At 54.6% G+C, this 11,405-nt stretch carries 6 protein-coding genes and 1 tRNA gene; 6 read left to right on the plus strand and 1 reads right to left on the minus strand.

Annotated elements, in window-relative coordinates:
• The first annotated feature begins 744 nt into the window (after window positions 1-744).
• Window positions 745-1,839, plus strand: coding sequence for a hypothetical protein (locus AB8B75_RS20930; RefSeq protein ID WP_405364977.1), 1,095 nt, complete (start codon window positions 745-747; stop codon window positions 1,837-1,839).
• Window positions 1,840-1,902: 63 nt separating this feature from the next.
• Here AB8B75_RS20930 and AB8B75_RS20935 read toward each other — a convergent pair whose 3' ends face one another.
• Window positions 1,903-4,245, minus strand: a complete 2,343-nt coding sequence (locus AB8B75_RS20935) for an ATP-dependent helicase (protein ID WP_405364978.1) — start codon at window positions 4,243-4,245, stop codon at window positions 1,903-1,905.
• Between the two features lie 312 nt (window positions 4,246-4,557).
• On the opposite strand from AB8B75_RS20935, the gene AB8B75_RS20940 reads away from it, so the two are divergent.
• The 5 genes from AB8B75_RS20940 to AB8B75_RS20960 all read left to right on the plus strand — a co-directional run bounded on the left by AB8B75_RS20940 (window position 4,558) and on the right by AB8B75_RS20960 (window position 11,331).
• A complete protein-coding gene (locus tag AB8B75_RS20940) occupies window positions 4,558-5,700 on the plus strand; it encodes an alpha-hydroxy acid oxidase (RefSeq protein WP_405364980.1) in 1,143 nt (380 codons plus the stop codon).
• Window positions 5,701-5,851: 151 nt separating this feature from the next.
• Window positions 5,852-9,292 (plus strand): pyruvate carboxylase, encoded by a 3,441-nt coding sequence (locus AB8B75_RS20945; RefSeq protein WP_405364982.1) that lies wholly within the window; start codon window positions 5,852-5,854, stop codon window positions 9,290-9,292.
• Window positions 9,293-9,330: 38 nt separating this feature from the next.
• Entirely contained in the window at window positions 9,331-9,711 is a 381-nt protein-coding gene (locus tag AB8B75_RS20950; protein WP_405364984.1) for a VOC family protein, read from the plus strand.
• Between the two features lie 117 nt (window positions 9,712-9,828).
• Window positions 9,829-9,903 (plus strand) — tRNA-Gly (locus AB8B75_RS20955).
• A 198-nt stretch (window positions 9,904-10,101) separates the two neighbouring features.
• Window positions 10,102-11,331, plus strand: coding sequence for a tyrosine-type recombinase/integrase (locus tag AB8B75_RS20960; RefSeq protein ID WP_405364986.1), 1,230 nt, complete (start codon window positions 10,102-10,104; stop codon window positions 11,329-11,331).
• The last annotated feature ends 74 nt before the right edge of the window (window positions 11,332-11,405 follow it).

Below are 11,405 nucleotides of genomic sequence, written 5' to 3' on the forward strand. Positions count from 1 at the left end.
TCCTCCTCCCTGGGGTATCTGTAACATAGCGGCGGCATTCACCTCCTCCCGAGTGCCGCCGCCCTGAACAAAGCGCTCAACAGCGCGCCAGCCTTCTCCGACACCAAGTCGCCGCAGGCCGGTTACCAGATCAGATGCACCAATCCTCCTCCCTGGGGTGTCTGTGACTTGGCAGCGGCATTCACCTCCTCCCGAATGCCGCTGTCCCAAACATCGCAGACCACAATGGTTTGTTGTCATACGCTTCAGGGGCAATCCTCCTCCCTGTTCTCTGAAGCGGACAAAGAAGGCGGCGCCCTCCTCCCGGGCGTCGCCTTTTCTTTGCAGAACAGGTGGCATCAAGTGCATGAAACGGTGGGCCATTTGCTTCTCTCAGTTGACATGCGCGTCTTGAAATACCACCATAGCGTGCAAACGGAATTCACAAGGTGTGCCATGCCCGCGGGACCGCAACACGTACCGCACAAATCCGCCTCGACATCGGCAAGCGGCACCACCACAAAAGCTCAGACAGCGGATCACCAAATTTCCGAGCTGGCAGAACTGTCTTTGACAGCTCCGGCAACGCTGCAATTGTCGCGCTTTGTTCAAATGGCGCAGAACTCGGCACCAATACAGCGCGTGCTTTCCGACCCCCAGTGGGCAACTCTGGAACAAGCAACATCTAAAAATGTGTACGCCAACGTCGCCGTAACCAGTCCTACGTCCGATATCGTTACCCCAGCAAAACTGCGGCACATGCCAATGACTGACACCAAACCTGCAAGAATGCAGATCAAAACCGATGGAGGATGGCAATCGCTGACCGCAGCCAAGATTCCAACCGTCAAGGCCAGAACGATATGGGATGGCAGCTTTGTGAACGAAATAGAGCATGACATGTTGGGTGAACATGATGCCGAGGCCGGACAGGATCACATCAACAACGATAAAACAAAGCCGGTCACCAATATTGCCGCGACCGACACCGGTACTTTGGAAATGGACGTTCAATCCAACAAAGCCAATGACCGTTTGAATTTTGTGCATCGATCCCTGTCACTCTACGAAAGGGACGGACAAAACAAACAAGGGCGCGAACATCTGACGCTCGAAAACGAGCACATGTTGGCGATGCTTTCACAACAACGCGACAAAAGCTCCAGCGGCTATGATCGGACTTATGCCTGGGATGACGGCGTGAGGAAGGCCACGGACAGGGAATACGACAAAAGGCAGGTGAATGACCAACTGCGTGACGGGTTTGAGATGCGCGAGATCGACAACCTGAACTTCTACCTCACAGAGGGACATGGCGGCGCGGAGGCGGACATGGAAACCGCAAAACCGGTGGGCGCCACGCTTCCCGCCTTTGACGAAAGCAAACACCACAGTCCCGCGAAACCAGCAGCAGAAGACCAATTGACACTACACGATTATCTCACCTTTCTTGCCCGCGCCTTGAAGTCGACAAAAGACAAATCAGACGCAGAAACAGTGCCGGCGGCCTATGGCGTAAAGTACGAAAACCTGCTGGCGAACATGGGTGGCCAGATGGGCATCAACCCGCGCGAGGCCTTTCTCGACAGTTCTGACGTCGGGCACCGCAAAAAGTTCATCCAGGCCGTCGTTGTAATGCGGGCAACCGGGTTGGTGAAAAGTCTGGAAGGCGAAGACGCATGGAAAGAGCCCTATGCCAAGTATCACATGAACCCGCCCATCCTGCGACAGCAGGGCGCAGACCACGAGTGGGAAGACGTTTTAAGTGGCACCGCGCCCTACAACCTTTTGGATTCTGACTACGCAAACAAGTTTTATCGACCGATCCGGAACGCCGTATTGGCCTATACCGGAACCTGAAACGGCTCATTTTACTTGGCATTTTAAGCCAAAACAGCTTTGAACAGCCGCCGTGGTTTCTGATCAAAACGGGATGTCGTCGCATCCGGTTATGAATTTGGCGACCACTTTCTTGACGCCCGCTTTTTCAAAAGCGATCTCCAGTTTGTCGCCTTCAATCCCTTGAATGGACCCATAGCCGAATTTTTGATGAAACACGCGTTCTCCCATGGCAAAGCTGGAGACCGCTGACATATCGATCACCGTGTTCTTGCTCTCACGCGGCTGGCTGACACCGCGTTCTTGACTGCGCGCTTGGAGACGGCGCCACCCAGGTGAATTATAGACATTCGCTTCTGCTGCTGCGTCATGCAGGTTGGAAGTGGGAGATGCCGCGCCATAGCCGCCACCATAAAGGCCAGGCGGCGTCAGCACTTCGACGTGATCCTCGGGCAGCTCGTCGATAAACCGTGATGGCATCGCGCTTTGCCATTGTCCAAAGACCCGCCGATTGGCTGCAAAAGAAATGGTGCACACCTGTTCGGCGCGCGTGATGCCGACATAGGCCAGACGCCGTTCCTCTTCCAAGCCTTTCATCCCACTTTCATCCATCGAACGTTGCGACGGGAAGAGCCCGTCTTCCCAGCCCGGTAAAAACACAACCGGGAATTCCAAACCCTTGGCGGCATGAAGTGTCATGATCGAAACTTTCTCGCCGCCATCATCACTTTCGTTGTCCATGATCAGGCTGACATGCTCGAGAAAACCCTGAAGATTTTCAAATTGCTCCAGTGCTTTGACGAGTTCTTTCAGGTTTTCCAGACGCCCCGGTGCCTCAGGTGTCTTGTCGTTCTGCCAATGGCCTGTGTAGCCGGACTCATCCAGAATGATCTCGGCAAGCTCTACATGGCTGAGGTCGGGCAGATGTGACATTCGCCCCCACCGGTCAATCCCCGCGATCAATGTGGCAAGCGCCGCACCGCCTTTGCCGCCAATGCCTTTGGTTTCGACAACAAGCCGCGCGCCCTCGACAAGGCTAATGCCATTGGACCGCGCCATGCGCTGGATCGTCTGCTGCGCCTTGTCCCCCAACCCGCGCTTGGGCGTATTGAATATCCGCTCAAAAGCCAAATCGTCCTCCGGGCTGGTCACGACCCGGAAGTAAGCCATGGCATCGCGGATTTCCAAACGTTCGTAGAAACGCGGCCCTCCGATCACCCGATACGGCAACCCAATTGTCAAGAAACGATCCTCGAAAGCCCGCATCTGGTGGCTGGCACGCACGAGAATGGCCATCTGATCCAGCCCGAATTTCTCCATCCCACGCGTGCCGCGTTGCGCCGCTTCGATCTCTTCGCCGATCCAGCGGGCTTCTTCTTCGCCGTCCCAATGACCAATAAGGCGCACTTTCTCGCCTGCCTTCAGATCGGTATAAAGCGTCTTGCCCAGCCGTCCCTCATTGCCTTCGATAACGCCGGAGGCTGCAGCCAGAATATGGGGGGTTGAGCGGTAGTTTTGCTCCAACCGCACCACATGCGCACCTGGGAAATCCTTTTCAAAGCGCAGGATATTGCCTACCTCGGCCCCGCGCCACCCATAGATCGACTGGTCATCATCGCCGACGCAGCAAATATTCTTGTGCCCCCCTGCCAGCAGGCGCAACCACATGTATTGGGCGACATTGGTATCTTGGTATTCGTCCACGAGAATATAAGCGAACCAGCGTTGATACTGCGCCAGTACATCGGGGTGGTTTTGAAAGATACTAACCATGTGAAGCAGCAGGTCGCCAAAATCCGTGGCGTTCAACTCTTTGAGCCGGGTTTGATACTGCGCGTAGATTTCCGATCCACGGTGGTTGAAAGCGCCCGCGTCGCTGCTGGGCACTTTGTCTGGGGTAAGCGCGCGGTTCTTCCAACCGTCTATGATGCCGGCTAGTTGCCGCGCCGGCCAGCGCTTGTCGTCGATGCCTTCGGCGCGCACCAGTTGTTTAAGCAGGCGCAGCTGATCATCTGTGTCAAGAATAGTAAAATTGGATTTCAGTCCAACCAGCTCCGCGTGACGGCGCAAGAGCTTCACACAGATCGCATGAAACGTTCCCAACCAGGGCATGCCTTCGACTTGGTGTCCAAGCATGGTTCCTACTCGGTTCTTCATCTCCCGTGCGGCCTTGTTTGTAAAAGTGACCGCAAGTACTTCGTTGGGCCGAGCACGCCCGGTGTTAAGCAGATGGACAATGCGCGCGGTGAGCGCGCGGGTTTTACCTGTGCCGGCCCCGGCCAACATCAAAACCGGGCCATCCAATGTCTCGACCGCGGTTCGTTGAGCCGGATTCAACCCTTCAAGATAAGGCTGAGGGCGGGCGGCCATTGCTCGTGCGCTTAAAGATGCGCCATCAAAAGCGTCCATTTCATCAAAACTGCTCATGGCGCCAATGTATCGACAGATGCAGGAAAGGAAAAGAACTGTTCTTGATGCGTTCCTATTTTCCTGGCTGCGTCAAAATACGCTGATTTGGCGTACTTTTGGCTTGGTATCAACTGATATCTTTTGCACTTCAACAAAATTTGCAAAGTAGAAATTTATACTTTGCAAAGTAGAAATGTTATTTGCAAAGTAGTCGATGAAAATTTGCAAACTCATCAAAATCTTGTTCAGATCGACAAAACAAGTTCGTATTCCAGCGCTTGGAATCATCGGCGTGGCCTTCCAATTCAAAGCAATGCATAATTTGCGTCCATGACTGATTTGCACGCCAAATACCCGGCCATCAGCGATTTGCGCCATGCTGCACAACGCAAGCTCCCTAAGTTTGTCTGGGAATACCTCGATTCCGCCACCGGCATGGAAGCTACAAAACGCCGGAACCGAGAACGTCTGGACGGTATCGGTTTTATGCCATCTGTACTGCATGGGGAATTTACGCCTGATCTCGGAACGTCGTTATTGGGACGCGATTTACCCCTGCCCTTCGGGATCGCACCCGTTGGCATGTCCGGTTTGATGTGGGCGGATGCCGAAGGGCATCTAGCCCGCGGCGCCGCGCGTGCAGGCATTCCCTATTCGTTATCTACCGTAGCCACCCAATCGCCCGAAGATCTCGCACCTCATCTGGGTCAGGATGCCTGGTTCCAAATGTACCCACCAAGGGATCAGGCAATCCGCAGCGACATGCTGAAGCGCGCGCGATCCGCAGGCTTTTCCACACTGGTCCTGACCGTAGATGTGCCCGTGGCATCCCGCCGCGAACGCCAATCCCGCTCCGGGTTAACGATGCCACCCCGCCTGACACCACGCCTGCTTGCACAGGTAGCGACCCGTCCCGCATGGGCGCTTGCCATGGCTGGACGCAGGCTTCCCCGCATGCGCACACTTGAAAAATACGCGGCTGAAACTGAAACGGCGTTGTCTTCTACTGCGCACGTTGGGTATCTTCTGCGTACCTCACCAGATTGGGACTACGTTCAATGGTTGCGCGACGCATGGGAGGGGCCATTTTTACTCAAAGGCGTCTTGCGACCAGAAGATGCCGAGCGGGCAGAGACCGCGGGCATCGACGCGATCTGGGTGTCAAATCATGCAGGCCGCCAATTTGATGCGGCCCCTGCAGCCATCGACATGGTGCCGGTGATACGCGAAGCAACGCAACTTCCTTTGATCTTCGATTCAGGTATCGAAGGGGGGTTGGACATCTTACGTGCGCTTGCTTCCGGCGCGGATTTCGTCATGCTCGGACGCGCGTTTCATTTTGCTTTGGCGGCGCTTGGCCCGAAAGGGATCGATCATCTCGTAGACATGCTCAGCAAAGACTTGATCGCCAACATGGGCCAGCTTGGTGCAAAATCCCTCAAAGACCTGCCACCCCCTATTCGACTGGAGTGAGACGGCAATTGCGCTGAAATAACCTGTGGTCGCTTTACATTTCCGTCACAAAATGCTGCGTTGCAGCAGAACTGACCCCGAAGTACGCGTTTACGCGGATGGATATTCTTTTTAAACAAACGCCACCGCCGAACCTGAAAGAGGCCGCCACATGACTGAATTCCGAAAAATCCTGATCGCCAACCGTGGCGAGATCGCCATTCGCATCATGCGCGCGGTTAACGAAATGGGCAAGAAAACCGTGGCGGTGTATGCCGAAGAGGACAAGCTGGGATTGCATCGTTTCAAAGCGGATGAAGCCTACCGCATTGGCGAAGGCTTGGGGCCTGTTGCCGCCTATTTGTCGATTGACGAAGTTATCCGCGTGGCCAAAGCCTCCGGCGCGGACGCTATCCATCCAGGTTATGGCCTACTCTCGGAAAATCCCGATTTCGTGGACGCCTGTGATCAGAACGGCATTACCTTCATCGGGCCACGGGCGGAAACCATGCGGGCTTTGGGCGACAAAGCCTCTGCGCGCAGGGTGGCCATGGCCGCAAATGTCCCGGTGATACCGGCGACCGAAGTGCTTGGCGACGATATGATGGCGATCAAAACAGAGGCCAAGAAGATCGGCTATCCATTGATGCTCAAGGCGTCATGGGGCGGCGGCGGTCGCGGCATGCGGCCGATCGCGGCCGAAGCCGAGTTGGAGGAAAAAGTTCTCGAAGGCCGCCGCGAGGCCGAAGCCGCTTTTGGCAGTGGCGAAGGCTATCTTGAAAAGATGATCCTCAAAGCGCGCCACGTCGAAGTTCAGATCCTCGGCGACAAACATGGCGACATGTATCATCTTTACGAGCGCGATTGCTCGGTTCAGCGTCGCAACCAAAAAGTCGTGGAACGCGCGCCTGCTCCTTATTTGACCGATGCGCAGCGCGCGGAAGTTTGCAAACTAGGTTACAAAATTTGCAAACACGTCAATTATGAATGCGCGGGCACCGTAGAATTCCTGATGGATATGGACGATGACAAGTTCTACTTCATTGAAGTCAATCCAAGGGTTCAGGTCGAACACACGGTCACAGAAGAAGTTACCGGCATTGATATCGTGCAGGCGCAAATCCTGATCGCAGAGGGCAAGTCCATTGCTGAAGCCACAGGCAAGCCAACCCAGGACGACGTGCGTTTGACCGGCCACGCTCTGCAAACCCGCATCACAACCGAGGATCCGCAAAACAACTTCATCCCCGACTACGGCCGCATTACTGCTTTTCGCGAGGCGACAGGCATGGGCATTCGACTTGACGGCGGCACAGCTTATTCCGGCGGGGTGATCACACGCTACTATGACAGCCTTCTGGTTAAGGTCACCGCCAAAGCACAGACCCCCGAGGCCGCCATCGCCCGGATGGACCGCGCCTTGCGGGAATTCCGCATCCGTGGTGTCAGCACGAACATCGCTTTTGTCGAGAACCTGCTCAAGCATCCAACGTTCCTCGACAACACCTACCATACAAAATTCATCGACGAGACGCCGGATCTCTTCCAGTTTTCCCGCCGGCGAGACCGGGGCACCAAGGTTCTCACCTACATTGCGGACATCACCGTCAACGGCCACCCTGAGACAAAAAACCACCCCCGCCCTGGAGCGCATGCCAAAGACCCCAAACCACCGGCGCAAAAAGCCGAACCGATGATGGGCACACGTAATCTGCTGGAGCAAAAAGGCGCACAAGCCGTCGCAGACTGGATGAAGCAGCAAAGACAGCTCTTGATTACCGACACAACCATGCGCGATGGGCACCAGTCTTTGTTGGCCACTCGGATGCGCAGCCATGATATGATCAAAGTGGCTCCGGCTTATGCGGCCAATCTACCGCAACTTTTTTCCGTAGAGTGTTGGGGTGGCGCGACATTTGACGTGGCCTACCGTTTTTTGCAGGAATGCCCGTGGCAACGCTTGCGTGACCTACGCGCCGCAATCCCTAATGTCATGACGCAGATGCTGCTGCGCGCCTCGAACGGCGTTGGTTATACCAACTACCCGGACAACGTTGTGCAAGAATTCGTGCGGGTTGCGGCAAATACCGGTGTAGATGTATTCCGTGTGTTTGATAGTCTGAATTGGGTCGAAAACATGCGTGTCGCGATGGATGCGGTGATTGAAAGTGGCAAAGTCTGCGAAGGGTCGATTTGCTATACAGGCGACATTAACGACCCCGACCGCGCCAAATACAACCTCAAATACTATGTGGATATGGGGAAAGATCTGCGGGACGCGGGCGCCCATGTTCTGGGCCTCAAGGATATGGCTGGCCTCTTGAAACCGGCAGCGGCGCGACAATTAGTCAAAGCGCTGAAAACCGAAGTCGGCTTGCCTATCCATTTTCACACACATGACACAGCAGGCGTTGCCTGTGCGACAATCCTTGCGGCCGCCGAGGCAGGTGTTGACGCGGTGGATTGCGCCATGGACGCGTTGTCTGGCAACACATCCCAGGCGACACTGGGTTCCGTCGTGCAGGCACTGCGCCATACAGATCGCGAAACGGGATTGAACATGGAAGCAGTGCGCGAAATTTCTGATTATTGGGAAGAAGTTCGTGGACATTACGCGGCCTTCGAGACCGGCATGCAGGCGCCTTCGTCAGAGGTTTATTTGCACGAGATGCCAGGCGGCCAATTCACCAACCTCAAGGCACAGGCGGCCTCGCTTGGTCTTGAAGATCGGTGGCCAGAGGTTGCGCGCACCTACGCCGATGTGAACCAGATGTTTGGCGACATCGTCAAAGTGACCCCTTCATCAAAAGTTGTCGGGGACATGGCGCTTATGATGGTGGCGCAAGGCCTGACCCGCAGCGACGTCGAAGATGCAGACACGGATGTTTCTTTCCCTGACAGTGTTGTGGACATGATGCGCGGAAATCTGGGTCAGCCGTCTGGGGGGTTTCCTAGCGGCATCCTGAAAAAAGTGCTCAAGGATGAAAAACCCAATACCGATCGGCCCGGAAAGCACTTGGCACCCGCTGATCTTGAAGCCCTGCGCAAGGAAGCCATGGATGCCATGGAAGGCCGCGCAGTCGATGACGAAGATCTTTCGGGATACCTGATGTATCCCAAGGTCTTCCTCGATTACATGGGACGGCATCGCATATATGGGCCGGTTCGGACGCTACCAACACGCACTTTCTTTTATGGCATGGAGCCAGGCGAAGAAATCTCTGCCGAAATCGACCCGGGCAAAACGCTGGAAATCCGTTTGCAAGCCGTTGGGGAAACCAATGAAGATGGCGAAGTAAAAGTGTTTTTCGAGCTCAATGGGCAACCGCGGGTCATTCGGGTGCCAAACAGGTTGGTTAAAGCGACAACAGCACAGCGCCCCAAGGCGGAAGCTGGAAATGCAAATCACATCGGCGCACCAATGCCCGGCGTGGTGGCGTCTGTCGCGGCAAAAACCGGTAGCAAGGTCAAGGCAGGCGATCTTTTACTCACCATTGAGGCGATGAAGATGGAAACGGGTATCCACGCAGAACGCAACGCCACGGTGATGGCTGTGCATGTGACGCCCGGTGGTCAGATCGACGCGAAGGATCTACTGGTAGAACTGGAGTAGAAATCAAACTCTGTCTTTCGATTCATACTGGTATCTGAATGAAACTTGCATCCGTTTCCATTATTGTGCCGGACTACGATGCTGGTCTGGCGTTCTTTTGTGGTGTTTTGGGTTTTGAAGTGATCGCGAACGAGTGCCAAGGCCACAAGCGCTGGATCGAAGTGCGCGCGCCGCAATCCACCACCTCAATCGTTCTAGCAAGAGCCGACAACGCCACACAAAAAGCAGCAATAGGGCGTCAAGGGGCCGGCCGGGTTTGGTTGTTTCTCGAAACAGAAAATTTCGCGCGGGATCATGCCAGTCTTGTCGACGCCGGCATCGTGTTCGAAGAGATACCGCGCGAGGAACCTTATGGGAAGGTCGCCGTCTTTCGCGATCCTTTCGGGAACCGATGGGATCTTATTCAAAAAACCATTTGAAAACCGCTCTGGCAGACCGCCGTAGTGTGGATCGGCACTCAAAGAATTTTGGCTTTTTTGGATTTTAGCTCTTGCAGGATATCCCTAGCACCGCTATCTCACGGCTCACCCAAGGAAGCGGGCGTAGCTCAGGGGTAGAGCATAACCTTGCCAAGGTTAGGGTCGGGCGTTCGAATCGCCTCGCCCGCTCCAATGGGTCTTCTCATAGGAAATCATCGCAGAGCTAAGTGCTTGATTTTCTATGAAATTCCCAAAAATTTGATCTGGGTGCTGAACATACCTGACCAAGGTATCGCACCGATTTGTTGTACCAATGTTGTACAAACTGACCTTTTTTGTTGTACGCTTCTCTAGCAACGCTTCGAAGTCACGTACAACACGCGGTACAACATGCCCCTTACAGATACTCAAATCAGAGCACTTCATCCATCTGAAAAACGCGTGCGGCGTTCTGATGGTGGGGGATTGTTCTTAGAAGTAATGCCTTCAGGTAAAAAAGTATTCCGCTTGGCCTACCGTTTGAATGGCGGTCAGCGCACAAAACTAATCGGCGACTATCCTCGCACGTCACTGGCAGACGCGCGTCTTAAAGCCTCCGCTTTTAAGTTAGACTTGCGCGACGACAATCCTGAGGTGGTCGCTATGGCAACTCGCAAACATGGTTCAGCTGTCCTACTCGAAAAGGAAAATGCGAACTGGGCGGATGTCGCCAACGGATACCTCTTGCTTAGACAACAAAGCGGTCCAGCGCCGCGCACTTTGGCTAAGCTCAATCGACAAATTGCAGTTACTATTTCTGCACTAGGAGATCGCACCGTCGCATCGATCACTGCCGAAGACATACTTGGTGTCGTCAATCCCATCGCAACATCCGGAAGGGTCGAGACTGCCCACGAAATCCGCACACGGTTTTCACAAGTTTTCCGCTACGCTGCCGCGCGGGGTTTGGTGACACATGACCCGGCGGCATTTACAATTGATGCAATGGTCGCGCGCCGACGTGGCGAATTTTCTGGTATCACCGACCCCAAAGAAGTGGGCAAGCTGCTGGTTGCGATAGATCGGTATCGTGACAACAATCCAATTGTCGGGGCTTCGCTCTTATTGTCGGCCTATCTGTTTCCGCGCAACACAGAGCTGCGTGGTATGCGATGGAGTGAGATCGATTGGGGTGCCGCGCGGTGGGAGATTCCTGGTCGGCGCATGAAAATGCAACGCGACCACATCGTCCCCCTGCCCGCTCAAGCGCTCAAGCTTCTGCACCTTCTACAACAATATGATTTCAGCTCAGAATTGGTATTGCCTTCTCCCCGTGACGCAAACCGAATGGTTTCGGAAATGACATTCAACGGCGCGCTGCGACGGATGGGATACCACTCTGATCGCCATGTCCATCATGGATTTCGCACCACGGCCAGTACCAACTTAAATGAGATGGGATGGAATTATGATTGGATCGAACGGCAACTCGCACACGTTCCAGCAAATAAAGTTCGCTCCAGCTACAACAAGGCTCAATATCTCGAAGGTCGCACGAAGATGATGCAAGCCTACGCCGACTGGTTAGATGAAAGGTGGAAAGAGGCAAAAGCGCAAAGTTTGGTAAATTCGAAGACTTGAGCTAGGGTCTTAGCGCCTGGGCTTTCGTAACCCTAGGGCATCGCGATGCTCTTCATTCATGGAGAGATCGTGAT

Origin of the sequence: Roseobacter sp., from assembly GCF_045106495.1 — a bacterium.
Classification (GTDB): Bacteria; Pseudomonadota; Alphaproteobacteria; order Rhodobacterales; family Rhodobacteraceae; genus Roseobacter.

Excerpts from the sequence above, each read along its gene's own strand:
- AB8B75_RS20930 (WP_405364977.1), top strand. The coding sequence starts at position 745 with ATGACTGACACCAAACCTGCAAGAATGCAGATCAAAACCGATGGAGGA.
- AB8B75_RS20935 (WP_405364978.1), bottom strand. The coding sequence starts at position 4,245 with ATGAGCAGTTTTGATGAAATGGACGCTTTTGATGGCGCATCTTTAAGC.
- AB8B75_RS20940 (WP_405364980.1), top strand. The coding sequence starts at position 4,558 with ATGACTGATTTGCACGCCAAATACCCGGCCATCAGCGATTTGCGCCAT.
- AB8B75_RS20945 (WP_405364982.1), top strand. The coding sequence starts at position 5,852 with ATGACTGAATTCCGAAAAATCCTGATCGCCAACCGTGGCGAGATCGCC.
- AB8B75_RS20950 (WP_405364984.1), top strand. The coding sequence starts at position 9,331 with ATGAAACTTGCATCCGTTTCCATTATTGTGCCGGACTACGATGCTGGT.
- AB8B75_RS20960 (WP_405364986.1), top strand. The coding sequence starts at position 10,102 with ATGCCCCTTACAGATACTCAAATCAGAGCACTTCATCCATCTGAAAAA.